At 70.7% G+C, this 25,015-nt stretch carries 21 protein-coding genes; 13 read left to right on the top strand and 8 right to left on the bottom strand.

All coding sequences use genetic code 11. The annotated features are described in order from the left end of the window. The first annotated feature begins 7 nt into the window (after positions 1 to 7). Positions 8 to 1,192 carry a cupin-like domain-containing protein gene (locus BM43_RS07135; RefSeq protein ID WP_036056108.1) on the top strand — a complete coding sequence of 395 codons (1,185 nt, stop codon included), beginning with the start codon at positions 8 to 10 and terminating at the stop codon, positions 1,190 to 1,192. Next, positions 1,189 to 2,463: a tetracycline resistance MFS efflux pump gene (locus BM43_RS07130; protein WP_042284543.1), complete on the top strand. Its 1,275-nt coding sequence runs from the start codon at positions 1,189 to 1,191 to the stop codon at positions 2,461 to 2,463. The genes BM43_RS07135 and BM43_RS07130 overlap by 4 nt, the downstream gene beginning before the upstream one ends. A 55-nt stretch (positions 2,464 to 2,518) precedes the next feature. Here the strand turns inward: BM43_RS07130 and BM43_RS07125 are convergent, their stop codons facing one another. Genes BM43_RS07125 through BM43_RS07110 form a run of 4 tightly spaced genes read right to left on the bottom strand, consistent with a single transcriptional unit; the run spans position 2,519 to position 7,595 of the window. After that, positions 2,519 to 4,078, bottom strand: a complete 1,560-nt coding sequence (locus BM43_RS07125; protein ID WP_036056109.1) for a TolC family protein — start codon at positions 4,076 to 4,078, stop codon at positions 2,519 to 2,521. After that, a complete protein-coding gene (locus BM43_RS07120) occupies positions 4,065 to 6,269 on the bottom strand; it encodes an FUSC family protein (protein WP_036056110.1) in 2,205 nt (734 codons plus the stop codon). Before BM43_RS07120 ends, BM43_RS07125 begins: the two co-directional genes overlap by 14 nt. Continuing rightward, positions 6,250 to 7,299, bottom strand: a complete 1,050-nt coding sequence (gene mdtN / locus BM43_RS07115; RefSeq protein WP_036056115.1) for a multidrug transporter subunit MdtN — start codon at positions 7,297 to 7,299, stop codon at positions 6,250 to 6,252. Before mdtN ends, BM43_RS07120 begins: the two co-directional genes overlap by 20 nt. Further along, positions 7,296 to 7,595, bottom strand: a complete 300-nt coding sequence (locus BM43_RS07110; protein WP_036056118.1) for a hypothetical protein — start codon at positions 7,593 to 7,595, stop codon at positions 7,296 to 7,298. Before BM43_RS07110 ends, mdtN begins: the two co-directional genes overlap by 4 nt. A gap of 309 nt (positions 7,596 to 7,904) precedes the next feature. Here BM43_RS07110 and BM43_RS07105 point away from each other — a divergent pair, with 309 nt between their 5' ends. From BM43_RS07105 to BM43_RS07095, 3 genes are read left to right on the top strand one after another with little or no spacing between them, the layout of a single operon-like run. Next, positions 7,905 to 8,726: an ABC transporter substrate-binding protein gene (locus tag BM43_RS07105; protein WP_036056119.1), complete on the top strand. Its 822-nt coding sequence runs from the start codon at positions 7,905 to 7,907 to the stop codon at positions 8,724 to 8,726. A 29-nt stretch (positions 8,727 to 8,755) separates the two neighbouring features. After that, complete coding sequence (locus tag BM43_RS07100) at positions 8,756 to 9,487, top strand: amino acid ABC transporter permease (RefSeq protein ID WP_017920662.1); 732 nt, start codon at positions 8,756 to 8,758, stop codon at positions 9,485 to 9,487. Continuing rightward, the gene (locus BM43_RS07095) at positions 9,487 to 10,203 is read left to right on the top strand and encodes an amino acid ABC transporter permease (RefSeq protein ID WP_042284547.1); all 717 of its coding nucleotides are present in this window, start codon (positions 9,487 to 9,489) and stop codon (positions 10,201 to 10,203) included. The genes BM43_RS07100 and BM43_RS07095 overlap by 1 nt, the downstream gene beginning before the upstream one ends. Positions 10,204 to 10,212: 9 nt before the next feature. Here the strand turns inward: BM43_RS07095 and tkt are convergent, their stop codons facing one another. After that, entirely contained in the window at positions 10,213 to 12,285 is a 2,073-nt protein-coding gene (gene tkt / locus BM43_RS07090; protein ID WP_036056121.1) for a transketolase, read from the bottom strand. A gap of 392 nt (positions 12,286 to 12,677) precedes the next feature. Between tkt and BM43_RS07085 the strand changes: the two genes are divergently transcribed. Then, positions 12,678 to 14,006 (top strand): leucine-rich repeat-containing protein kinase family protein, encoded by a 1,329-nt coding sequence (locus tag BM43_RS07085; protein ID WP_036056126.1) that lies wholly within the window; start codon positions 12,678 to 12,680, stop codon positions 14,004 to 14,006. A gap of 20 nt (positions 14,007 to 14,026) precedes the next feature. Here the strand turns inward: BM43_RS07085 and BM43_RS07080 are convergent, their stop codons facing one another. Both BM43_RS07080 and soxC read right to left on the bottom strand, forming a co-directional pair. Next, the gene (locus BM43_RS07080; protein WP_244103978.1) at positions 14,027 to 14,512 is read right to left on the bottom strand and encodes a c-type cytochrome; all 486 of its coding nucleotides are present in this window, start codon (positions 14,510 to 14,512) and stop codon (positions 14,027 to 14,029) included. Between the two features lie 115 nt (positions 14,513 to 14,627). Beyond that, on the bottom strand, positions 14,628 to 15,935 hold the full coding sequence (soxC, locus tag BM43_RS07075; RefSeq protein WP_080742035.1) for a sulfite dehydrogenase: 1,308 nt from the start codon (positions 15,933 to 15,935) through the stop codon (positions 14,628 to 14,630). Between the two features lie 491 nt (positions 15,936 to 16,426). On the opposite strand from soxC, the gene BM43_RS07070 reads away from it, so the two are divergent. Further along, the gene (locus BM43_RS07070; protein WP_036056129.1) at positions 16,427 to 17,338 is read left to right on the top strand and encodes a thiol-disulfide oxidoreductase DCC family protein; all 912 of its coding nucleotides are present in this window, start codon (positions 16,427 to 16,429) and stop codon (positions 17,336 to 17,338) included. After that, the gene (locus BM43_RS07065; protein WP_036056132.1) at positions 17,335 to 18,783 is read left to right on the top strand and encodes a TIGR01777 family oxidoreductase; all 1,449 of its coding nucleotides are present in this window, start codon (positions 17,335 to 17,337) and stop codon (positions 18,781 to 18,783) included. The genes BM43_RS07070 and BM43_RS07065 overlap by 4 nt, the downstream gene beginning before the upstream one ends. Positions 18,784 to 18,805: 22 nt before the next feature. Here the strand turns inward: BM43_RS07065 and BM43_RS07060 are convergent, their stop codons facing one another. After that, positions 18,806 to 19,156 carry a DUF1304 domain-containing protein gene (locus tag BM43_RS07060; protein ID WP_013690396.1) on the bottom strand — a complete coding sequence of 117 codons (351 nt, stop codon included), beginning with the start codon at positions 19,154 to 19,156 and terminating at the stop codon, positions 18,806 to 18,808. 381 nt (positions 19,157 to 19,537) lie between these two features. Here BM43_RS07060 and BM43_RS07055 point away from each other — a divergent pair, with 381 nt between their 5' ends. From BM43_RS07055 to BM43_RS07035, 5 genes are all read left to right on the top strand, one after another. After that, positions 19,538 to 20,368: a nitrilase family protein gene (locus tag BM43_RS07055; RefSeq protein WP_080742040.1), complete on the top strand. Its 831-nt coding sequence runs from the start codon at positions 19,538 to 19,540 to the stop codon at positions 20,366 to 20,368. 65 nt (positions 20,369 to 20,433) lie between these two features. After that, positions 20,434 to 21,600: a substrate-binding protein gene (locus tag BM43_RS07050; RefSeq protein ID WP_036056133.1), complete on the top strand. Its 1,167-nt coding sequence runs from the start codon at positions 20,434 to 20,436 to the stop codon at positions 21,598 to 21,600. A 19-nt stretch (positions 21,601 to 21,619) separates the two neighbouring features. After that, on the top strand, positions 21,620 to 22,453 hold the full coding sequence (locus BM43_RS07045; protein WP_017918249.1) for a branched-chain amino acid ABC transporter permease: 834 nt from the start codon (positions 21,620 to 21,622) through the stop codon (positions 22,451 to 22,453). Further along, on the top strand, positions 22,446 to 24,302 hold the full coding sequence (locus tag BM43_RS07040; RefSeq protein WP_080742036.1) for an ABC transporter permease subunit: 1,857 nt from the start codon (positions 22,446 to 22,448) through the stop codon (positions 24,300 to 24,302). Before BM43_RS07045 ends, BM43_RS07040 begins: the two co-directional genes overlap by 8 nt. Continuing rightward, on the top strand, positions 24,299 to 25,006 hold the full coding sequence (locus BM43_RS07035) for a branched-chain amino acid ABC transporter ATP-binding protein (RefSeq protein WP_025101304.1): 708 nt from the start codon (positions 24,299 to 24,301) through the stop codon (positions 25,004 to 25,006). The genes BM43_RS07040 and BM43_RS07035 overlap by 4 nt, the downstream gene beginning before the upstream one ends. Positions 25,007 to 25,015: the final 9 nt, after the last annotated feature.

Below are 25,015 nucleotides of genomic sequence, written 5' to 3'. Positions count from 1 at the left end.
AAACAAGATGATTGCACGCGTGACCCGCGCGGAATTCAACGAGGGCGGCTTCCTGGAGCAGGGCCGGCCCGTCATCATCACCGACGCGCTGCACGACTGGCGCATCGCCGAGCGCTGGACGCCCGAGTACCTGGCGAACGTGGCGGGCGAGCGGCGCGTGACGCTGAGCACGGCCAGCGACGGTTATTACCGCCTCAAGCCCTCGCAGGACATCCGCCGCTCGAACACCTTCGAGAACGCCGAGGTCGATTTCGGCACGGCCGCGCGGCGCATGCTGGAAGCCGATGCCGACGACCACGTCTACGTGATGCAGCAGTCGATTCCGCAACTGCTGCCGGAGCTGCTCGACAACCTGGTGGTGCCCGAGTGGATCGCGGCGAACCGGCCGATGATCAATCTCTGGTTCGGCCGCCGCACCTCGTCGCAACTGCATTTCGACTACTCGAACAACCTGTTCGCGCAATTGCACGGCAGCAAGGAGTTCGCGCTGTTCGCGCCGGACGAGACGCCGCGCCTGTACCCGTATCACCACGACGCGGCTACCGCGCACCTGTCCAATGTCGAACCGGACCGGCCCGACCTGGCGGCCTACCCGGACTACGCGCGCGCCGAGGCGATGCGCTTCACGATCCACGCCGGCGAGCTGCTGTTCATGCCGGTGTTCTGGTGGCATCACGTGCGCGCGCCCGGCGTGTCGGTCTCGGTGAATTTCTGGTGGTATCCGACGCTCGGGCAGATCCTCGGCGCCTCGAACGCCACGCGCGCGCTGCCCGGCTTTTATGCCGGCGACCGGCTCGAAGAGTTCCGCCAGGGCTTCCTCGCGCCGGCCGGGCTCGACTTCGTCGCGGCCGGCGCGCGCTTCCTGGAGCACGGCCGGACCTGGGGCGCCGCGCTGTTCGCGATCGCCGCGCTGGACGACTGGGGCCGCCGCCATCTCGCGACGCAGGGTGTCGAACGCGCGCCGGGAAGCCGCCTGGCGCTGCTGGCCGAGGAACTGAGGCCGGTGCGCGCGGCCTTGCTGGCCGATGCCGCCTTGTCGGCGGCGCATCGTTCGGCGATCGAGGACAGCGCGGCGCTGGCGGCGCTGATCGCGCTCTCGCACGACGATGCGCAGGTCGAGCGGGCACGCGTGGAGGCACTGCTCGACGCGCTGCGCGCCTGCGAGGCCCGATCGCCGGTGCCGGCGTCGTGAGCGTGGCGAGCCAGGCCGGGCCGCGCCGCGATTCGCGCGCGGCGTTCGGCTTCCTGCTGGCTACCGCGCTGATGAACTCGCTGTCCTTCGGCATCGTGCTGCCGGTGCTGCCGAACCTGATCAAGCTGATGACGGGCGGCGACACCGCCCAGGCCAGCGCGTGGAGCAGCCTGTTCGCGATGGCCTGGGGGGCGATGCAACTGGTCTGCGGGCCGGCCTTCGGCGCCTTGTCGGACCGCATCGGGCGCCGGCCGGTGCTGCTGGTCTCGCTGTTCGGCTTCGCCCTCGACGCGTTCGCGATGGCGCTCGCGCCGAACCTGGCCTGGCTGTTCGTGGGCCGCGTGCTGAGCGGGGTGACCGCCTCCAGCCTGGTGACGGCCAATGCCTACGTGGCCGACGTGACGCCGCCCGAGGGCCGGGCGCGCGCCTTCGGGCGGATCGGCGCGGCGGTCAGCTTCGGCTTCCTGGCCGGGCCGGTGCTCGGCGGCCTGCTGGCCGGCATCGACCTGCGGCTGCCCTGTTACCTGTCCGGCGTGCTGGCGACGCTGAACTTCCTCTACGGGCTCAAGGCGCTGCCCGAATCGCTGGCGCCCGAGGCGCGCGCGGCCCGCTTCGACTGGCGCCGCCTCAACCCCTTCGCGTCCTTCGCCTGGCTGCGCTCGCGCGGCGACCTGTTCGGGCTCGCGCTGCTGGCCTTCCTGTTTCCGCTGGCCTGGATGGTGGCGCCGACCATCTTCGTGCTCTACGGCGGCTATCGCTATGGCTGGAGCCCGGCGCAGATCGGCCTGGTGATGATGTTGAGCGGCGCGCTCGGCACCCTGGTGCAGGTCGGCCTGGTAGGTCCGATCGTGGCGCGTGTCGGCGAGCGCGGCGCGCTGCTGCTGGGCGCCGCCGGCGGCGTGATCGGCTACGCCTGCTTCGGGCTGGCGGCCACGGGCATCGCCTACCTGGCGATCATGCCCGTCTACGTGCTGTTCAACCTGTTCATGCCGGCCTTGCAGGGGCTCATGACGCGGCGCGTCGGGGAACTGGAGCAGGGGCAGTTGCAGGGGTCCCTGCAGGCCTTCTCGGGGCTCGCGGCGATCATCGGGCCGCTGGTCTACGGCGCGGCCTTCTCCTGGTCGATCGGCACGCAACTGGCGCGGCCGATGCCGGGTTTCGCCTACTACATCGCGGCGCTGCTGATGGCGGGTGCCTTGCTGCTGGGCTGGCGCGTCGCGCGGCCGGTCGCGGAGGAAACGGCGCAGGCCGCGGAAGCGGTGGCGCGCTAGCTCGCGCGATTCCTCGTCGATATCCAGCCGGCTTCATGGCGACTTCACGGCGACTTCACGGCGACGACGAGCCGATGGTCCCCGTCGCCAGCGCGAGCGCCGCGGCCGCCGAGCGTGCGCCGGCGTAACTGTCCACCTCGGCATTGCGCGCCGCGAGCAACTGGCTCTGGGCGAGCGTGGCGTCGGTGATCGAGCCCACGCCGCTGCGATAGGCGGTCAGCGCCGCGTCGTAGCTGGTCTGCGCGGCCTCGACCAGCGCTTGCGCCGCTTCGTGCGAGGCGAGGCTGGTCTGCACGGCGTTCTGCGCCACCACCACCTGGCGCACCGCTTCATCCTGGGTGCGCGTGAGCCGTGCCGAGGCGCTTTGCGCGTCGTTGCGCGCCTGCATCAGCACGGCCGAGCGCAGGCCGCCGTCGTACAGCGGAATCGTCACGCCGAGGAACACGCCGCTGCCGTAGCGGCTGCCGTTCAGGTTGACGGTCGGCGACTGGTCGCCGATCGCCGGCAGCGCCGAGATCGCGGTGTGGCCGCTTGCATAGGAGGTCGAGGCCGACAGGAACACCTTCGGCATGAAGGCCGCTTCGGCGGCGCGGATCTTCGCGCGATTGGCCTTCTCCATCGCATAGGCGCCCTGCAGGTCGGGACGGCGCGCGATCGCGTCGGCGACGATCGCGTCCACCGAGGCGCCCAGCGTGGCCGGCAGCGGCCGCTCGGGCAGTTCGGCGATCAGCGGCCTCGACAGCGGCGAGATGCCGAGCGCCGACACCAGCGCCAGGTAGCTGTCGCTTTCGCTGCCTTGCGCCTGCACCAGCGCGAGATTGGCCTGGGCGCGATTCTGCGTCGCCTGCGCCACCTCGACCACGGTGCCCACGCCGTGCTTGAGCCGCGCGCGGGCCGCCGCCAGGATCGCGTCGGCGTTGGCCAGCCCCTGCCGCGCGCTGCGGGCCCGCGAGCGCGCGGCGTCGTAGCGGTAATAGGTGACGCTCACGTCGTGGATCACCTGCTGGTGCACCGCCGTGAAGGCCACGTTCGAGGCGATCGAGGCCTGCTCGGCCACCTCCACGCGCGCCGCGCGCCCGCCGAAGTCGAACAGCAGCCATTGCAGCGATAGCGCCGAGATGGTGCCGTGCGCGGTGTTGTCGCTCGAGGCGTCGCCGAGCAGGGTCGAGGTCGAGCCGTGGCTGGTCTGGTAGGCGCCCATCGCCGTGGCCGACAGTTGCGGCAGGTAGGCCGCCTTGGCGATGCCGACCGCCAGCGCCGCGTTGCGCGCGTCGTTCCAGGCGATGCGCGTCAGCGGGTTGCTCGATTCGGCCAGGTCGATCAACTCGGGCAGCGTGTAGGGATGCGCGGCGTCGAGCGCCGCGGGCGGCGCCACCGAGGCCAGCGCGGGCGTGGCCGGCAGCGTGTAGTCGCGCGCGGCGCCCTGGGCGACGGCGCGTGCCGGCGACGAGACGATCTCGCCCTGTGCCGAGGTGGGCGCCGTCCAGGGCCGATCGGGCGCTTCCGGCGCCAGCTCGATCGAGGAGGTCGCGCAGCCTGACAGCGCCAGGCTGGCGGCCAGGGCGGCGGTGAGGGCGGTGGCGATGGGGGCGGCCGTCGATTCAGGTCGACGCATGAGGGGCGGGCTCCTTCGGTCCGGCTTGACGGGCGGCCTCGGCGATCCGGGCCAGCCGCGCGTCGATCAGGTTCAGCAAGGCATCGCGCGGGGTGGCGGCGGTGCCTGTCTCGGGATGCGGGGCGGCGGCGGTGACGGAAGGCATTGCCGAGGTGCTGACGGCGGGTGCATTGACGTCGTTCAGCTTGTCGTTGTTTAGCTCGCCGCCATCCAGCGTGCCGTCGTTCAACTCGTCGTTGTTCAGCTTGCCTTTGTTCAGCTCGCTGTCCTTCAGCGTGCTGTCGCCCAGCGTGCTGTCGTTCAGGCCGCCGTCCTTCAGCCCGCCAGCGCCCAGCCCGCCGTCGTTCAATTCGGTCACGCGCGCGAGCCGCGCGCCGATCGCCGCGTCGCCGGGCTCGCGCTCGGCGAGCAGGAACAGCGGCGTTTCCAGCGCGCCGAGCTCGGCCAGCGTGCGCCGCCGGCTGCTCAGCCAGTCTGCGGCTGGCCGCACCCAGGACGGCTCGTAGTGGATCAGGCCGAGCTCCTGGGCGATCGCGCCGTGTCGCGCGAAGGCCTCGGCGGCCAGCACGCGCCGCTCGGCCGGCTGCGCCACCGTCGCCAGGCGCCGCCATTGGCCGAGCAGCGCGGCCAGCGCCACGTCGATCTGCTTGCCGATGCTGACCGGCCAGATTCGCGTGAACACCAGGTAGACCACGAGGTTGCCGATCAGGATGCCGATCGTGCGATCGCGCGCGAGCGTCAGGTCGAAGCCGGGGCCGGCGCCCTGGATCACGCACAGGAAGAAGGCGAAGGCCACCTGGAAGCCGGCGTAGGCGATGCGCGGCGAGCCGAACGCAACCCAGGCCGACAGCCAGGCGCCCACCAGCACCAGCGCCAGCAGTTGCTCGATTGAGGACAGCGCCGGCACCACGAACACCAGCGCGGCGGTGCCCAACAGCGCGCCGACCAGGCAGCCGGCGATCCGCAGCGTGAGCTTCTCGACAGTCTCGGCGGTGGAGCCGAGCGAGACCATGTAGCAGGTGATGAAGCAGGTGTGGATGCCGGACCAGTCGAGCTGCGAGTAGAACAGGTAGCAGAACATCGCGGCGGCGGTGGTCTTCAGCGCGTAGCGGACGTGGTCGGGGTTGCTGCGCGCGTCGGGCAGGAAGAAGCCGCCGCTCGGCTTCGGCGACGGCGCGGTTTCGGCGGCGGGCGGCGGCGAGGCCTGCGTGGCAGGCTCGGCAGGCTCGGCGAAATGCGTGATCACCGCGTGCAGCTCGGTCGCCACGGCGCGCGCGAGCGGCGGCAGCGCCTCGGCCGGCGGCGGCGCGAGCCTTACCTCCACCGGGTAGCCGCCTCGTTCGAGGATGCCGGCCATCTCGTCGAGCGTGGCGGCGAGGCTCGCGCGAACCTCGTCGGGCAAGCGCGCCTCGGGCTCGCGATCGGCCAGCGCGACCGTCACCAGCAGCGCGGTGCTCGACGCGATCGCCTGCCGGAGCGGGCCGACATCGGCCGCGGCGGTCGAGCCTTCCAGCTTCGACAGCTTGAGCCAGGTGAGCAAGGGCTTGTCGCCGTCGCGCAGGGCGGCGTCGAAGCCGGCGCGGGCCGCCTCGTCGCCCTGCAGCCGCCGCGCGGCCAGCCGCAGCCGCCGGGCGAGCTGGCCGAGCATGAGCCGGCGCGGCGAGGGCGCCACCAGCAGGTTGACCACGATCGACACGCCCACCGGAATCGCGACCATCAGCCAGACATAGAGCAGCGCGCGCGTGGCGGCCTCGCCAAACGGCGCGAGGCCGAGCTCGTCGAGCCCGAAGCCGACGATCATCGCCAGGATCGCGCCGACCGGGCGCAGCTTGCTGGCCGAGGTCAGGTAGAGCAGCCCGACCGAGAGCACCACCATGCAGGCCACCCGCAGGATCGCGTAGTCGATGCTGAGGATCGCCACGCCGAGCACCAGCGCGATCACGATGGTCACGATCAGCATCAGCGCGACGGCCAGCAGGCTGCTGGTGACGCGGTCGGCGCGGTTCAGGAAGAACACCACGTAGGCGGACAGCGCCGCCTCGGGCGTGCCGTAGACGCTGGCCACCAGCACCGTGACGGCGCAGATCAGGGCGATCCGCCAGGCCATCGCGGCGCGGCCCGGGAACGGCGCGAGCAGGCGCAGCAGCTCGCGCGGGCCCGGCGCGCGGATTTCAGCGGCAGGCCGAGCCATGCCGGACCTCGACGATCGCGCTGGCGCCCACGCGCACCAGCCGCGCATCGGGTTCGTCGAGCCTGACGCGCACCGGGAAGCGCTGCGCCACGTGCACCCAGTTCACCGAGCGCTGCACGATCGGCAGCGAGCGCGGCAGGTTGATGCGATCGCTGTCGGCGATGCCGGCGCCGATGCCGACCACCTTGCCCGTCATCGCGCGGCCGCGGTCGATCATCGAGTAGACGGTGGCGCAGTCGCCCACCGCGATGCGGTTCAGCGAGGTCTCGCGGAAGTTGCCGACCGCGAACCACTCGCTCGCATCGATCAGCGTGAAGATCGACTGGTTCGGCGCCAGGGTTTCGCCCTCCAGCACCGACAGGCCCGTCACCAGCCCGTCGTGCGGGGCGCGCACCACCGTGTCGTCGAGCGCGTGTTGCGCGCGGGCCAGCGCGGCCTCGCGCGCGTGCAGGGTGGCGATCGCGTCGGCCTCGTCGCCGATGGTCTGCGCCGAGGCGCGCTGCTGCTCCCGCGCCTGCGCGAGCGAGACGGCCGCGTCGCGCTGGCGGACCTTGGCCTGGTCGAACTGCTGGGCGCTGACATAGGCCTGCGCGGCCAGCGGCGCGAGCCGGTTCACGTCGCGTGTGGCGAGGTCGTAGTTCTGCGTGGCGCGCTTGACCTGCTCGGCGGCGACCGTCGCGTTGGCGCGCTCGCCGATCAGCGAGCGGCGGCGCGTGGCCAGCGAGGCTTGCGCGAGTTCGAGGTCGGCCTGGGCCTGGGCCACCGTCAGGCGATAGGGCACGGGATCGATCTCGTAGAGCAGCGCACCCTTGGCGACGCGCTGGTTCTCGTGCACCGCGAGCCGCACGATGCGCCCGCCCACCGGCGAGGCCACGTGCACCACGTCGGCGTCGATCGAGGCGTCGTCGGTGGAGGGATAGGCGGTGGTGCGATGCCAGGCATAGGCCAGCGCGGCGATGCCGAGCACGACGATCGCCAGCGCGATCAGGCGGCCCTTCGCGCAGGGGCGGGCGAGGCCGGCGGCCTTCATGCGAAGGGCCCCGTGCCGGCCAGCCAGACGATCACGGCCACCACCAGCCCGAGCGCGCTGCACACGGCGAGCTGGTAGGGCACGGTGGCGGCCCAGCCGGTGGCGACGAACACGCGGTGCGCGACGATCGCCGCGATCACGCCGAGCACGGCGCTGAGCAGCCAGAGCGGGAAGTAGGCGCCGAACAATTCATAGGCGGGGGCGCCGCGCGAGACGCAGCCGGCCAGGGGCAGGGATAGGGCGGGCGCGAGGACGGCGGCGCTGCGCAGGGGCCCGCGCGGCATGGTTTTTCTCATGATGTGACGGGCTCGACGATGGGAGGGGCCGGGCGCGGCGCGAGGCGGGCGGTCGCTTCGACAAGGCCGGCCCGCGATATGGGCCCGATGATAAATCATCGCGATCGGCCTAGCCAGTCGCCGCGGCCGGCCGTGGTGCCGGCCGTTGTTTCCCGGTGTTTCCGAATCCGCGCCGCTTAGCAGCTTTGCTGCTTTGTTCAGGAGAATTCATCGTTTCGCCGGCGCGGCGGCCGATGTCAACATGGCGCGCCACCGGGTCGACACGATCGATGCCGGTGCAGGGATCACCACCGCACACGGAACGCCAAGATGAAAAAGACACTGCTCGCTACGACGCTCGCCGCGCTCACCGGCTTCGCCGCTCTCGCACCCTCGCTCGCCCACGCCGATCGCCTCGACGACATCAAGCAGGCCGGCGTGCTGCGCGTGGCCACCTTCGACAGCAACCCGCCCTTCGGGTATGTCGACCCGGCCAGCAACCATATCGTCGGGCTCGACGTCGACTATGCCCGCGCCTTGGCCGACAAGCTCGGCGTCAAGCTCGAGCTGCAATCGACCAACCCCGCCAACCGCATTCCGTTCCTGACCTCGCGCAAGGTCGACCTGGTGCTGGCGAACTTCACGATCACCGACGAGCGCGCCAAGCAGGTCGATTTCAGCATTCCGTATTTCTCCTCGGGCCAGCAGTTCCTGGCGAAGAAGGGCGTGCTGAAGTCGAAGGACCAGCTCGACGGCCTGCGCATCGGCGCCGACAAGGGCACCACCAACGAGATCGCGGTGCGCGAGCAGTTCCCCAAGGCGACCGTGGTGGCCTATGACGACACGCCCTTCGCGTTCGCCGCGCTGCGCGCCGGCAACGTGCAGGCGATCACGCAGGACGGCCCCAAGCTGGTGGGCCTGCTCGCCAACGTGCCGGACAAGCAGAAGTACGAGATCCCGCCGTTCACCATCACCAACGACTACATGGGCGTGGGCATCCCGAAGGGCGAGCCGCGCCTGGTGGCCTTCGTCAACGACACGCTCAAGGGGCTGGAGGCGAACGGCACCGCCAACACCATCTACAACCGCTGGTTCGGGCCGACTACCAAGACGCCGCTGGCGCGCACCTTCAAGATCGGCGACAAGACCTGAGCCTCGCGACGTAACGGCAGCAAGCCAAGATGATCGATAGCTTCCTCGCGCCGAAGTACCTGCTGTGGCTGTGGCAGGGTTTCGGCGTGACGCTCGGGCTGGCGCTCGCCGCCGGCCTGTCGTCCACCTGCCTGGGCGCCGCGCTGGCGCTGGCGGGCCGTTCGCGCTGGCGCGCCGTGCGCGGCGTCGCGCGGCTCTACATCGGCGCCTTTCGCAACACGCCGCTGCTGGTGCAGTTGTTCTTCTGGTACTTCGGCGCGGCCACGCTGCTGCCCGACGAGGCGATCGCCTGGCTCAACGCGCAGCACGTCCTGCCGACGCCGGCGGGCGCGCTGCGCTGGCCCTCGTTCGAATTCCTGGCGGGCTGGCTGGGCCTCAGCTGCTACACGGCGGCCTTCGTGGCCGGCGAGTTCGCCTCGGGCATCGCCGGCGTGCGCGAGGGCCAATGGCAGGCCGCCGCCGCGCTCGGGCTCACGCCCTGGCAGGCATTCCGCCATATCGTGCTGCCGCAGGCGGTGCGGATCGCCTTGCCGCCGCTGTTCGGCCAATACATGAATCTCGTGAAGAATTCCTCGCTGACCATGGCCATTGGCCTGGCCGAGCTGTCCTATGCCTCGCGCCAGGTGGAAACCGAAAGCTTCCGCACCTTCGAGGCCTTCGGCGTGGCCACGCTGCTCTATATCCTCGCGATCGCGGCGCTGGAGGCCGCGCTGCACACCATCCGGCATCTGCGCGATACCCGCCTGGGAGCGCGCCGATGATGCCCTGGGAGCTGTTCGCCGGCAACCTGCGCTACCTGCTGATCGGCGCCTTCCCCGACGGCCCGCTGGGCGGCGCGGCGCTCACCCTGGTGCTGGCGGTGGCCTCGGCGATCGCCTCGGGGCTGCTCGGTTTCGCCGCCGGCATCGCGCTGGCGATGCCGGGGCGCGCCGCGCGCGTGCCGCTGCTGGTGGTGATCGGCTTCTTCCGCGCGATTCCGGTGCTGATGCTGATTTTCTGGACCTACTTCCTGCTGCCGATCCTGTTCCATGTCGACGTGCCGGGGCTGGCGGCGGTGGTCTGCGCGCTGTCGCTGATCGGCGGCGCCTATCTGGCGCATTCGGTGCACGCGGGGATCGTCGCGGTCGGCGACGCGCAATGGCAGGCGGGGCTGTCGCTGGGCCTGACGCGCTGGCAGACGCTGCGCGAGGTGGTGCTGCCGCAGGCGGTGCGGATCATGGCGCCGTCCTTCGTCAACCAGTGGGTCTCGCTGGTGAAGGACACCTCGCTGGCCTATATCGTCGGCGTCAACGAGCTGTCCTTCGTCGCCACCCAGGTCAACAATCGGCTGATGGTCTATCCGATCCCGGTGTTCCTGTTCGTGGCCTTCCTCTACCTGGTGCTCTGCACCGCGCTCGATCGCGCGGCGATGTCGTGGTTCGCGCGGCGCCGCAAGAGCGTGAGCGAGGTGGTGGAAGTCACGGCGCCGGCGGTGTGAGCGGCGGGCCTAGCGGCCGCCAGCCGGCTGGTCCAACGCATCCAGCACCTCGCGCGCGGCCTGCACCACGGCCTCGGCGGTGATGCCGAACTTGCGATAGACCGCCTCGTACTTGCCCGATTCGCCGAAGTCGTGCATGCCGACGAAGCGGCCCTCGGGGCCCAGGTAACGCTCCCAGCCCAGCTCGACGGCGGCCTCCACGGCCACCCGCGCGGGTGAATCGCCGAGCACCGCGCGGCGGTAGGCGGCGTCCTGCTCCTCGAACAGCAGCCGGCACGGCATCGATACCACCGCCGTCGGCACGCCTTGCGCCTGCAGCGTCTCGCGCGCCTTCACCGCCAGTTGCAGCTCCGAGCCGGTCGACAGCAAGGTCAGCCGGCGCGGGCCGCCCTCGGCCTCGTGCAGCACGTAGGCGCCGCGCGCCGAACGGTTCTCGCCGGCAGCATCGCGGCGCAGCAGCGGCAGCGGCTGGCGCGACAGCGCGAGCAGGGCCGCGCGGCGCGGCTGCTCCAGGATCAGTTCCCAGCACTCGGCGGTCTCGACCGCGTCGGCGGGGCGATACACGCCGAGCTGTGGAATCGCGCGCAACGCGGCCAGGTGCTCGACCGGCTGGTGGGTCGGGCCGTCCTCGCCGAGCCCGATCGAGTCGTGCGTCATCACGAAGATGGTGCGGATACGCATCATCGCGGCCAGGCGGATCGCCGGGCGGCAATAGTCGGAGAAGCACAGGAAGGTGCCGCCGTAAGGGATCAGCCCGCCGTGCAGGGCGATGCCGTTCATGGCGGCCGCCATGCCGTGCTCGCGCACGCCGTAGTGGATATAGGCGCCGTCGTAGCGGCCCGGTGCGATCTCGACCTGCTGTTTCGCCTTGGTGTTGTTCGAGGGCGTGAGGTCGGCCGAGCCGCCCAGCAGCTCGGGGATCGCCGCGAACAGGCGGTCGAGCACGGCGCCGCTGGCCTTGCGGGTGGCCATCTCGTCGCCGCTGTCGACGAAGGCCCGGCGCGCTTCGGCGATCGCCTGTTTCCAATCGGCCGGCAGCTTGCCGTCGTTGCGGCGCTCGAACTCGCGGCGCAGCGCATCGGGCGCCTGCTCGACACGCTCGGCCCAGGCCATGCGCGCCTCGCGCCCGCGCGCGCCGATCTCGCGCCATTCGCGCAGCAGCGCCTCGGGGATCTCGAACGGCGGCGAATGCCAGCCGAGCCGCTCGCGCGCGCCGGCGATCTCCTCCTCGCCGGGCGCGTCGCTGTGCGCCTTCTGGGTGCCGGCGCGGGTCGGCAAGCCGAAGCCGATGATGGTGCGGCAGGCGATCAGGGTGGGCTGCTCGTCGCTGGCGCGCGCGGTGGCGATCGCCTCGTGGATCGCATCGGTGTCGTGGCCGTCGATCTCCAGCACCCGCCAGCCGGAGGCGCGGAAGCGTTCGATCTCCTTATCGGAGACGGCCAGCCGCGTGGGCCCGTCGATCGAGATCGAATTGTCGTCCCAAAACGCGATCAGCCGCCCCAGCTTGAGGTGGCCGGCCAGCGAGATGGCCTCCTGGCTGATGCCCTCCATCAGGCAGCCGTCGCCGAGGAACACGTAGGTGTAGTGGTCGACCAGCTCGTCGCCGAACTTCGCGTTGAGGATGCGCTCGGCCAGCGCCATGCCGACCGATTCGGCGATGCCCTGGCCGAGCGGCCCGGTGGTCAGCTCGATGCCGTTCGCGTGGCGGTATTCCGGGTGGCCGGCGGTCTTGCTGCCGACCTGGCGGAAGTTTTGCAACTGCTCGATCGTCATGTCCTGGTAGCCGGTCAAGTAGAGCAGGCTGTAGAGCAGCATCGAGGCATGGCCGTTCGAGAGGATGAAACGGTCGCGATCGATCCAGTGCGGATCGGCCGCGTCGAAGCGCAGGAAGTCGCGGAACAGCACGGTGGCGATGTCGGCCATGCCGAGCGGCGCGCCGGGGTGGCCGCTGTTGGCGTGCTGGACCGCGTCCATCGACAGGAAGCGGATGCAGTTGGCCAGCTCGCGCAGATGCGGGTCGCGCGGCGCGGGCAGCGGTGCCGAGGCGGCGGAGCCGGAAGCGGGGGATGGTGCGGATGTCATCGAAGGGCCCTCGTTCGGTGTCGTTGGATGGCGGAGATGGCGGACAGGCCGCGCGCGGCCGGGCGGGACATGCAGAAATTACCCGGCCCACGCTAGCACGGCGACGGCGCGGCACGCCGCTGCCGGGGCGGTGCGACGGGCATCGCGGGGCGCGGGGCCCGGCGCGGCCGCGCGGCTACCCTCGGCGAGGGGCAATCCCCGTGCCCGGAGCGAGGGCGATGCATGATGCGCCGCGTTGTGCGCCGCGTCGTGAGCGGGCCATGCCTCGACCCGGCAGGGTTAACCGGGGCGCCTGGAACCGGTGCGCCGCCTTGCGATCCGCTGTCGCGCCGCGATCGATGCCGCTAGAATCGAAGCGTTCCCCACTATCGCGGCGCCCGCCGCCACCGACCGTGACCACCACCGTGGAACAGTTGAAAGCCGGCAAGCTCGCCGGTGCCCGGCAGTTGAAGCTCGCCGCCGGCCTCACCGAATTCCCGCGCGAGATCTTCGAGCTGGCCGACACGCTCGAGGTGCTCGACCTGTCGGGCAACGCGCTCACCAGCCTGCCCGACGACCTGCCCCGCCTGGGCCGCCTGCGCGTGCTGTTCGCCTCGAACAATCCCTTCACCGAACTGCCGCCGGTACTCGGCGAGTGCGCGCAACTGAGCATGATCGGCTTCAAGGCCAACCGGATCCGCTCGGTGCCGGGCGCGGCCCTGCCGCCGCGCCTGCGCTGGCTGATCCTGACCGACAACCAGATCGAGACGCTGCCGCCCGAAATCGGCCGCTGCGCCGAGCTGCAGAAGCTGATGCTGGCCGGCAACCGGCTGGCCGCGCTGCCCGGGGAGATGGCGGCCTGCACGCGGCTCGAGCTGGTGCGGCTGGCGGCCAACCGCTTCGAGAGCCTGCCCGAGTGGCTGCTGCGGCTGCCGCGCCTGGCCTGGCTCGCGTATGCGGGCAACCCGTTCGCCGCGGCGCTGGAGGCCGAGGCGATGGCCGACAGCTCGGTGGCCACGATCGCCTGGCACACGCTCGCGCTCGGCCAGAAGCTCGGCGAGGGCGCCTCGGGCGTGATCTATCGCGCAACGCGCCTGTCGGCCGATCATCATCCGCAGCAGGCGGTGGCGGTGAAGCTGTTCAAGGGCGCGGTGACCAGCGACGGCCTGCCGGACCGCGAGATGGCCGCCTGCCTGCATGCCGGCACGCATGCCAGCCTGATCGGCGCGCTGGGCCGCCTCGGCGGCCATCCGATGCAGGAGCAGGGGCTGGTGATGCCGCTGGTCGAGCACGACTTCGAGAACCTGGCGGGACCGCCGAGCCTGGATAGTTGCACGCGCGACGTCTATGCCGAGGATCGACGCTTCAGCCTCGGCACCACGCTGCGGATCGCGCACGGCATCGCCTCGGCGGCCGCGCATCTGCATCGGCGCGGCATCGTGCATGGCGACCTGTATGCCCACAACATCCTGCACGATGGCGCCGGCCATGCGCTGCTCGGCGATTTCGGCGCGGCCTCGCTGTACGACACGCAGGACGAGGCGCGCCGCTTCGCCCTGCAGCGCATCGAGGTGCGGGCCTTCGGCTGCCTGCTGGAGGAGTTGCTGGAGCGTACCGAGGCGGGCCGCTCGGCCGCGCTCGACGAACTGGCGGCGCTCACGGCCGCCTGCCTGGGCGCAGAAGTGGCCAGCCGCCCGAGCTTCGAGTCCATCGTCGAACGCTTGCGCGCGCACCTGAAATGAGCGGCCGGCCCGGCTTGCCGCTACAGCGTGCCGGGCCGCGGATCGGGCACGAAGCCGTCGCGATTCGGCATCCTGACCCGGGGCAGCGTGGTCGCGTCGAGCGTGGTGCCGTCCGGCACGATGCCGTTGCGGTTGAGTAGGTAGGCGCTGAGCGCATACACCTCGTCGGCGCTCAGCGAGCCGGGCGCGTTGTAGGGCATGGCGCGGCGGATGTAGTCGAACAGCGTGCTCGCGTAGGGCCAGTAGCTGCCGACCGTCTTCTTCGGCTTCTGGCTCGCCAGGCTGCCGATGCCCCCCACCAGCGGATCGCCGATGCCGCCTTCGCCCTTCGCGCCGTGGCACATCGCGCATTTCTGCTGGTAGATTTGGCCGCCGTGCGCGACGCTGCCCGAGCCGGGCGGCAGGCCCTGGCCGTCGGGCGCGATATCGATGTTCCAGGCCGACAAGGCGGCTTCGGTCACGGGCTGGCCCAGATTGTATTGATGCGCGGGCGTGGTCGCCGTCATGGCTGCCGGCCCGGTCCCGCCGCCGCTGCCGGTGCAGGCCGAGCCCAGCGCCGCGGCCGCGAGCGCGGCCAGCAGGATCCGGATCGACACGCCGGGCCGGCTTGCTCCTTGATGTTCAGGCATTGCGCACCTCGCCGCTCGCATCGACATGCCAGTTCTGGATGCCGTTGTAGTGGTACTCCGAATTCAGGCCGCGCACGGCCACCAGCGCCTCGCGCGTCGGCTGCACGTAACCGGTCTCGTCGATCGCGCGGCTCTGCAGGTCGGCGGGACCGCCGTCCCAGTTCCAGTCGGCCTCGAAGCGCGTCAGCGCGCGATCGTGCACGGCGCCCGTGAGCCGCGCCTCGCGCCATCGGCGGCCGCCGTCGGTCGACACCTCCACGCGCCGAATCCGGCCGCGCCCCGACCAGGCATAACCGCTGACGGCGTAATAACCGCGCGCGCCCAGGCGATGCCCGGCCGAGGGGCGCGTGATCACCGATTTCGCATCCATCTCGAACACGAACTGGCGCGCGCAGCCGTTGGCCAGCAGGTTGGTGTACTTCGAGGTTTCCTCGCGCGTCATCTCGGGCGCCGCGATCAGCTTGAGGCGCCGCAGCCACTTGATGTTGGTATTGCCCTCGAAGCCGGGCACGATCAGCCGCAAGGGATAGCCGTTCTCCGGGCGCAGCCGTTCGCCGTTCTGCGCGTAGACCACCAGCGCGCGATCGAGGATCCGGTCGAGCGGCAGGCTGCGCGTCATGGCCGCGCCGTCGGCGCCTTCGGCCAGCAGCCAGTGCGCCGAGGGATCGATGCCGGATTGGTCGAGCAGGGTGGCCAGCGGCACGCCGGTCCATTCGCAGCAGGACAGCAGCCCGTGCGTGAACTGCACCGGCTGGCCGCTCGGGCCGCTCCATTCGCTGCGCGTATTGCCCGAGCATTCGAGGAAGTGGATGCGCGTCTCGGAGGGAAAGCGCAGCAGGTCGTCCAGCGTGTAGAGCCGCGGCTCGCGCACCAGGCCGTGCACGGCCAGGCGATGCTGGTCGGGATCGATGGCGGGCACGCCCGCGTGATGGCGCTCGTAGACGAGGCCGTTCGGCGTCAGCGTGCCGTGCAGCTCGGCCAGCGGCGTCATCGACGAGCCGGAGCCCGGCATCGCGGCCGGCCGCGCGCTGCGCCGGATCACGTCGGCCTCGTGCCGGCTCGGCAGGCCATAAGGCGGCGTGAGCAGCGGCGCGCCCGGCTCGCGGGTCCAGGGCGCGACCTCCAGCGGCGCGGTGGCGGGCGCGGGCGGGGTGGCCGTGCCGTCGCCGGCGGCGCGCGCCACGCCGGGCAGCAGGCTGGCCGTCATGGCGCCGGCGGTGGTCATGGCGAGCCGGCGCATGGCGCCGCGGCGCTCGGGCGAATCGAGCGCGCCGTTCGATGAGGCGTTCGGGTCTGGCATGTAGGGCGTCTCCGAGGCAGCGTGGGGCGGGTTTCGTGTTGTGGGTCTTGCCGATCGCAAGGCGGTGCAGGGCGTCGATGCGTGCAGCGCTCGATTGTTATCGACGCGCCGATGCGCCGCAAACGAGGAATCGCGCTATGCAAAGCGCTTGGGGTGCGATGCCGGCGAGGTGGCATGGCGCGGCATCCGAGGCCGGCGCGCGAAGCGCGCGGCGACGGCCCGCAGCCGGCGATATGTGTTGCTGGATATGACGGACGAGGCGATTCCCATGCGATGCGGACCAGCAGCGAATGTGCCTGCGAGGCCGTGACGCGCGAGCTGGGCGACAAGGAAATGAAAGCGTGGGCGAGGTGCGCCACGTGACAGGAATTTCTGTCGCTTCTCATATTTCTGTCGTTACAGAAATATGAGAATATTCGGCTCGTGTCCACCGCTTCGCACCTCGGCTGGACATCCCGTATCGAGGTGCCTGTCGAAAAGGAATCCCGGTCATGACGCCCGCCGCGCTGGTGCTGTACTTCGATGGAAGCTGTCCGCTCTGCGTCGACCAGATGCAGCGCCTTCGAGGCTGGGACGCGCATCGCCGGCTGGGCTTCGTGGATATCGCCGCGGCGGGTTTCGATCCCGCGCCGCTGGGCATGGAGCTGGCTGCGATGAATCGCGAGATGCACAGCCGCACGGCCGACGGGCGCGTGCTGGTCGGGATCGACTGCATGCTGGCCGCCTATACGCTGGTCGGGCGCGGCTGGCGTGCCTGGCCCTTGCGCGTGCCGGGGCTGAGCGGCGTGTTCGCGGGGCTGTATCGCATGCTGGCGCGTCACCGACACGCCGTCTCCCGCCGCCTCGGCTATCGCCTGCCGCCCGCTTGCGATAGCGGCGGTTGCGCGCTCCACGGCAATCCCTTCCTGAAGAACGAGGCGCCTGCCGGCGAGGCTTCCGGCATGGCGCTGGCTGCCGCGGATCGGGGCCCGCGGCGCTCGAAACGCGATTGGATCGTGACCTGGATGTACGCCGCCGCGATCGCCCATCTGCTCGTCGGCGCGCTGCTGCCCTGGCTGGCCGGCAGCTCGCTGCTCGACGGCTACCAACAGGGCATCGAAGCGCATTTCTGGCCGGGCGCCGCGCCGGCCGAGGCGCGCCTGCAGCAGCAATGGTGGCTGGCCCTGCTCGGCGCCACCGTGCAATGCGCGGGCGTCTGGATGCTGGCGCTGGTCCATCTCGGCAACCGGCTGCGGCAGCGCGCGGCCTGGGGCTGGCTGCTGGCCGGGCTGCTGCTCTGGGCGCCGCAGGACATGCTGATCTCCTGGCAGGCGCGGGTCGGCTCGCATCTCGTGGCGGACGCGGCGGCGCTGCTGCTGATGGTGCCGCCGCTGCTATGGCTCTGGAAGGAGGACCGCGCATGAACACCGTGCCCGCGCTCGACTGGGCCGTCAGCCTGCTGATCGTGCAGGGCTTGATGGGCGGCTTCGATACGCTCTACCACCATGAATTCACCGAGGATCTCGCGCATCGCCCCAAGGCGCGCCTGGAGCTGGCGATCCATGCCGTGCGCGCGCTGCTGTATGGCCTGGCCTTCGCGTCGATCGCGCACCTGGCCTTCCTCGGCGCCTGGACGCTGGCGATCGCCGCGCCGGTGCTGGTCGAGGTGCTGCTGACCTTGTGGGACTTCGTGGTGGAGGACGGCAGCCGCAAGCTGCCCGCCACCGAGCGCGTGCTGCACACGCTGCTCGCGATCAACGGCGGCGCCGTGTTCGGGCTCTATGCGATGCAGCTGTGGCACTGGGCGTCCTTGCCCACGGCGTTGATGCGGCTCGAGCTGGGATGGCGAGGCTGGCTGCTGAGCCTGTTCGCGCTCGGCGTGGCCGCCTCGGGCCTGCGCGACGGGCTGGCCGCCTGGCGCATGGGGCGGCGCGCGCCGCCCGCCAATCCGTTCGCGGGGCAGGCGTATCGCAGCGTGTTGGTGACCGGCGGCACCGGCTTCATCGGCGAGGCGCTGGTCGGGCAACTGCTCGATGCCGGCCACCGCGTCACGCTGCTGACGCGCTCGCCCTTGCGTGCCGCCTATCAGTTCGGCGGGCGCGTGCGCTGCGTGACGGCGCTCGATCAGTTGCATGCGCACGAACATTTTGATGTGGTGATCAACCTGGCCGGCGCGCCGGTGCTCGGGCCGCGCTGGAGCGCGAAACGGCGGGCGACGCTGCTGGCCAGCCGGGTGGGCGTGACCGAGGCGCTGCTGCGCTGGGTGGAGGGCGCCGCGCATCGGCCGGCGCTATGGATCCAGGCTTCGGCGATCGGTTACTACGGCGTGCGCGCGCCCGAGGAACGGCTGGACGAGACCAGCCGCCCCGGCAGCGGCTTCATGTCGGAGCTTTGCAGGCGCTGGGAAGCCGCTGCCGCGCCGCTCGATGCCTGGTCGATCCGCAAGATGGTGCTGCGGCTGGGGCTGGTGTTCGGGCCGGGCGGCGCCTTGCCGCTGATGTTGCTGCCCTATCGCGTCGGCCTGGGCGGGCGCCTCGGCGATGGCCGGCAGGTGATGAGCTGGATCCATCGCGACGACGTGCTGCGCCTGATCGCCGAAGCGATGCATCGCGACGCGATGCGCGGCGTCTACAACGCCGTGGCGCCCGAGGCGCCGAGCCAGGCGGAATTCGCGCGCACGGCGGGGCGGGTGCTGCGACGGCCGGCGTGGTTCCGGCTGCCCGCGGCGCCGCTGCGTCGGGCGGCAGGCGAGATGGCGGAGCTGCTGCTCGACGGCCAGCATGTCGTGCCCGCGCGCCTGCAGCGCGAGGGTTTCGTGTTCCGTTTCGCCGGCCTGGAGGCGGCGCTGCGCGATCTCGTCGAGCGCTGATGCCGGGCCGGCTGGCCGACGTTCAGACCTTCGCGAGCAGGGCGATCAAGGCGATCGCGGCCGGCAGCGCCTGAACGAACAGGATGCGGCGGCTGGCGGTGGCCGCGCCGAACACGCCGGCGACGATCACGCAGGCCAGGAAGAAGAGCTTGAAGGCCTGCCCGTCGACGGCCGCCAGCCCGTAGATCAAACCGGCCGCGAGGAAACCGTTGTAGAGGCCCTGGTTGGCGGCGAGCACGCGCGTCTGCTGCGCGAATTCGGCCGTCAGCCCGAACACGCGCCGGCCCTTCGGCGTGGTCCAGAGGAACATCTCGAGCACCACGATATAGATGTGAATGGCGGCGACCAGGCCGATCAGGATGTTGGCGATCATTGTGTTATCGATTCGATGTTGTTGTGATTGGCGGTGAAGCGACGGCTCGCTGGCGCGGGCGCTGGCAGGGTAACACGGCGCACCCGGGCGCCGATCGACGAATCCCTCGGAAAAGCGGGCGTTCAGGACATACCCGTAAAGGGCTTGGATGGCGTTGACGGTTATTTTTGGCGGCCCTACATTCGAGCCCATGGTGATTGGGCAAGGCCCGGCCGCCATCGCGGCAACGTTGCCGCGCCGAACATGGAAGGCTACGTAGCCCCCGAACTTGCGTGAGAACGCCGGTTCGGGGGCTTTTTGCTTTTGGAGAACGAATTGGACAAGCCATCACGCCTCGCCGAGGCGTCCAGCCATGCCTTGCCCCTGGTCGCCTGCGTGCAGATGGAGCCGCGCGTGGGCCATACGCGGGACAACGTCGAGGCATCGATCCGCTGCATCGAGCAGGCCGCCGCGCAGGGCGCCTCGCTCATCGTGCTGCCCGAGCTCGCCAACAGCGGTTACGTGTTCGCGAGCCGTGCCGAAGCCTTCGCGCTGTCCGAGCCGCTGGCCGACAGCGAGACGGTGCGCGCCTGGTCGGAGGCCGCGCGCCGGCTCGGCGTGCACCTGGTCGCCGGCATCGCCGAGCGCGAGGACCAGCGGCTCTACAACTCGGCCGTGTTCATCGGCCCGGCCGGCCTGATCGGCCGCTACCGCAAGCTGCATCTCTGGGGCCAGGAAAACCTGTTCTTCGAACCCGGCAACCTCGGCGTGCCGGTGTTCGACACCGCATTCGGGCGCGTGGCCGTGGCGATCTGCTACGACGGCTGGTTTCCCGAGGTGTTCCGGCTGGCGGCCGGGCAGGGCGCGGACCTGGTCTGCGTGCCGACCAACTGGGTGCCGATGCCGGCCCAGCCCGCCGATCGCCCGGCCATGGCCACCACGCTTGCGATGGCCGCCGCCCACAGCAATGGCCTGATGATCGCCTGCGCGGACCGGATCGGCTCGGAGCGCGGCCAGTTGTTCATCGGCCAGAGCCTGATCGTCGGCGGCGACGGCTGGCCGCTGGCGGGCCCGGCGCCTCAAGACCAGGCCGCGATCCTCTACGCGCCGCTCGACGTCGAGCGGATCCGAGCCGGCCGCGCGCTCAATGCCTTCAACCACGTGCAGCGCGATCGCCGCCCCGAGGTCTACGAGGCGCCGAGGCCCGCCGCGCTTGCGTCCAGCCGGCCTTGAACGCCGGCGTCCCACATTCAGCAATCCAGATCATCACACGATTCATCCTCATCAAGGAGCGCCACATGTCTGCATTCAAACTTCGCGGCATCGCCGCCGTGCTCACCGCGCTGGCCTGGTTCGGCAGCGCCGCGTCGGCCGCCGAGCCGATCCGCATCGGCGTGGCCGTCGGCCTGTCGGGCGCCAACAGCGTGGTGGCGCCGGCCGTCGTGCAGGCCTCGCAACTGGCCGTCGACGAGATCAACGCCGCGGGCGGCATCCTGGGGCGCAAGCTCGAACTGGAGATCGCCGACGACGCATCGGGCGCGGTAGGCGCGCAGAAGGCCTACGACACCCTGGTGTTCCAGAAGAACGTCGACGCGCTGATCTCGATGGAGACCAGCGCGGCCCGCAACGCGGCACTGCCGGCGGTCGCCCGCGGCCGCAAGCCGCTGATCTACACCTCGTTCTACGAGGGACGCTCGTGCAGCCCCTGGATGTACGTGAATGGCTGGGTGCCCGAGCAGCAGGTCGCGCCGGTGGTGGACTACTTCATGAAGAACAAGGGCGCCAGGCAGTTCTACCTGGTCGGCAACGACTACGCGTTCGGCCGCGGCATGCTCGAGTTCACCAGGAAGACCATCGAGCAGCATGGCGGCAAGGTGGTGGGCGAGGAATACCTGCCGATCGACGGCACCGACTGGACGCCGATCCTCTCGAAGATCCGCGCCGCGCATCCCGACGCGCTGATCAGCGCCACGGCCGGCGGCGCGCCGAACGTCTCGCTCGCCAAGCAGTTGAAGAGCGCGGGGATGACGCTGCCCTACGGCAACCTGGCGATCGACGAGGCCACCGCGAAGAGCATGGGCGACGTCGCCGGCGGCATCTACATGGCGGGTTCCTACTTCACGAGCATCGATACGCCGGCCAACCGCAAGTTCCTCGCGGCCCTGCAGCAGCGCTTCGGGCACGACCTGAAGACGCCGAACGAACTGTCGGAGCCGCAATACGAGGCGTTCTACCTGTACAAGGCCGCCGTCGAGAAGGCTGGCGGCACCGATCCGGCCAAGGTGGTGCAGGCGCTCGGCACGGTGAGCTTCGACGGTCCGCGCGGCAAGGTGAGCATGGATCGCGGCCACCACACGCCGCTCTCGATGCGGCTCGGCCAGATCCAGCCCGACGGCGGCGTGAAGATCCTGCAGACCTTCCCGGACGTCGATCCGGGCGCGCAATGCCCGAATCTCAAGCAATGACCTCCCGGAGGAAACGCTCATGGTCCTCGCTCTGGATGTCCTGACCACCGCCGCCTTGCTGTTCATCGTGACGGCGGGCCTGATGGTGATCTTCGGCGTGATGAAGATCGTCAATTTCGCGCATGGCGCGCTGCTCACGATGGGCGCCTATGCCAGCTTCATCGTCACGCAACTGAAGCTCGATCCCTGGTTCGGGGTGCCGCTGTCGCTGGCGGTCGGCGTCGCGGTGGGCATGCTGGTCGAAGCGGCGATCGTGAGGCCGCTCTACAAGCGGCCGCTCGACGCGATCCTGGCCACCTGGGGGCTCGGCATCGTGATCGGCCAGTTGATCGTGATGGGCTTCGGGCGCGAGGTGCAGTTCGTCGAGGCGCCCGTCAACGGCGCGCTGTCGGTGGCCGGCACCGCCTACTCGGCGTACCGGCTGCTGCTGGTGCCGATCGCGATCGTGCTGTGCGCCGCCTTGAGCGCGCTGCTGAACGGCACGCGCTTCGGCGTGAAGACGCGCGCCGTGATCATGAACGAGGACCTCGCGCGCGGCCTGGGGATTCACTCGGGGCGTATCCGCTTCATCACCTTCAGCCTCGGCGCCGCGCTCGGCTCGCTGGCCGGCATGCTGATCACGCCGCTGTCCAGCGTCGATCCGAACATGGGGCTGCCGTACCTGGTCAACGCCTTCATGCTGGTGATGGTGTCCGGCTATTCGATGCTCGGCCTGCTGCTGACCTGCCTGGTGTTCGGCGCCTGCCAGGTGCTGGTGAGCACCTTCGTCAGCCCGGTGCTCGGCGGCCTGACCATCGCGGTGCTGGCGGCGCTGACGCTGCGCGTCTTTCCCAAGGGGTTGTCCCATGCCTGACGTCAAGACCTGGTTTGCCGGGCGCGGCCTGGGCGAACATCGCGAACCGCCGGCGCCCGGGCGCAAGGGCGCGCTGCCGGGCGGCGCGCTGGCGCTGGCCGCGCTGGCGCTCGCGCTGCTCGCCGGCGGTCCCTTCCTGTTCGGCACCTACCTGCTCAATGTGCTGATCCAGGCCTTCTTCTTCTCGATGGTCGCGGTCACGGTCGACCTGCTGTGGGGCTACACGGGTTACCTGAGCTTCGGACAGTCGGCCTTCTTCGGCATCGGCGCCTACGCGGCGGCCCTGGTGTTCACCCACGGCGGCTTCTCACCCGGCTACGTGCTGCTGGCGCTGGGCATCGCGATCGCGGCGGCGGCGCTGGTCGCGCTGCTGCTGGGCTGGCTGTCCTTCTACCGGGGCGCCTCGCCGTTCTTCGCCACGGTCATGTCGCTGGTGCTGCCGATCGTGCTGAGCCAGCTGCTGTTGTCGGGCGGCGAGTGGACCGGCTCCAGCTCGGGCCTGACCGGCTACCCGATGTTCGACCTGTCGCTGTCGGCCTGGTACTGGATCGCGGGCCTGGGCCTGGCCGCGATCGTGCTGCTGGCCTGGGCCGTGGTGCGCAGCGACGGCGCGCGCGTGCTGCTGGCGATCCGCGATAACGAATCGCGCTGCGCCTACCTGGGCATCCGCACCTCGCTGATCAAGATCGTGCTGCTGGTGGCGGCGGCGATCGTCGCCAGCGTGGCCGGCTTCGGCTATGCCAGCTTCAGCGGCGTGGTCGCGCCCGAGCTGACCGGCTTCGTGCTCGGCACGCAGCTGATCATCTGGGTGGCGCTGGGCGGGCGCGGCACGCTCTGGGGGCCGGTGCTCGGCGCCTTGCTGATCAACGTGGCGACCTCCTACCTGAGCGGCAGCATGCCGTTCGCCTGGCAGTTGATCCTCGGCGCGGCCTTCGTGCTGGTGATCGTGCTGCTGCCGCAGGGGCTGGTGCCGCTGCTGGCCTGGCCGTTCCGGCTCGATCGCGCCGCGCGCACGCCGCGGCTGGTCGAGCGCGCCGCCGGCGCGGCGCGGGTGGCGGCGCCTGACGGCCCCGCCCTGCGCATGGCCGGCGTCGAGAAACGCTTCGGCAGCCTGAAGGTGTTGCAGGGGATCGATTTCGAGGCGCGCGCGGGCGAGCTGGTCGGCCTGATCGGCCCGAACGGCGCCGGCAAGACCACGCTGATGCGTTGCATGAGCGATGGCGCCGAGCGTTCCGCCGGCACCGTCGAGCTGTGCGGGCACGACATCCGGCGCCTGGCGCCCGAGCACGGCGTGCGCTTCGGGCTCGGGCGCAAGTTCCAGAACGCCAACATCTTCGAGACGCTGAGCGTGGCCGAATGCCTGCGGATCGCCGGCGCGCTGGTGGAGCGGCCGTCGCTGCTGCGCCGCGCGCCGACGCTGGCGCTGCCGGCCTATGCGCTGGAAGTGATGCGCGCCACGCAGCTGGACCGCAAGCTCGCGGTGACGGCCAGGGATCTCTCGCACGGCGAGCAGCAGGCGCTCGAACTGGCGATGGTGCTGGCGCTGGAGCCGCGCATCGTGCTGCTCGACGAGCCCACCGCGGGCCTGACCAAGACCGAGCGCACCCGGATCGGCGCGGTGCTGGCCTCGCTCGCGCATCGCCATGGGCTGTGCTGCCTGCTGGTCGAGCACGATCTCGAGTTCGTCGAGGAGATCGCGACCCGCATCGTGGTGCTGCACCAGGGCCGCATCGTGATGGCGGGCAGCTTCGACGAGGTGGTCCATTCGGAGCTGGTGCGCACCATCTACGCCGGGACCGGCCAGCCGACCGGCGATGCCGGCGCGGCAACACAAGGAGATGACCGATGAGCGCCATGGCATTGCAGGTCGAGCGCGTGACCAGCGGATATCGCGCCTCGATCGTGCTGCGCGAGCTCTCGCTGTCGATCGCCGAGGGCGAGACGCTGGCGCTGCTCGGCAAGAACGGCATGGGCAAGACCACCTTGCTCAAGACGATCATGGGCTACCTGCCCAGCCAGGGCGGCGCGATCCGCCTGAACGGCAGCGAGATCACGCGCTTGCCGCCGCATCGTATCGCGCGGGCCGGGGTGGCCTACGCGCCGCAGGAGCATGCGCTGTTCCAGGACCTGTCGATTCGCGACAACCTGCGCCTGGGGCTGCCGGATCCCTCGGTGTTCGACGCGCGCTTCGAGGAGGTGGTCGAGGTGTTCCCGGTGTTTCGCACCCGGCTCGGGCAGCACGCGGGCACGCTCTCCGGCGGCGAGCAGAAGATGCTGCTGGTGGCGCGCGCCCTGATGATGCGCGCCTCGCTGATCCTGCTCGACGAGATCACCGAGGGCCTGCAGCCGTCGGTGATCGAGCGCCTGGCCGAGGCCTTGCGCTGGGAGCGGCAGCGCCACGGCACCACGCTGCTGCTGATCGAGCAGAACGTGCCGTTCGCGCTGGGGCTGGCCGATCGCTACGCGGTGCTCAAGCAGGGCGAGATCGTCGAGCAGGGCGCGGCGAGGGACCCGGGCGCGGCGGCGGCGATCTTCGAGCATCTGAGGGTGTGAGGCGATGGC

The sequence above is a fragment of the Burkholderia gladioli genome, from assembly GCF_000959725.1.
Lineage (GTDB): Bacteria > Pseudomonadota > Gammaproteobacteria > Burkholderiales > Burkholderiaceae > Burkholderia > Burkholderia gladioli.
The sequence above is the reverse complement of the archived record's forward strand: the minus strand, read 5'-3'. Positions and strand labels throughout refer to the sequence as shown.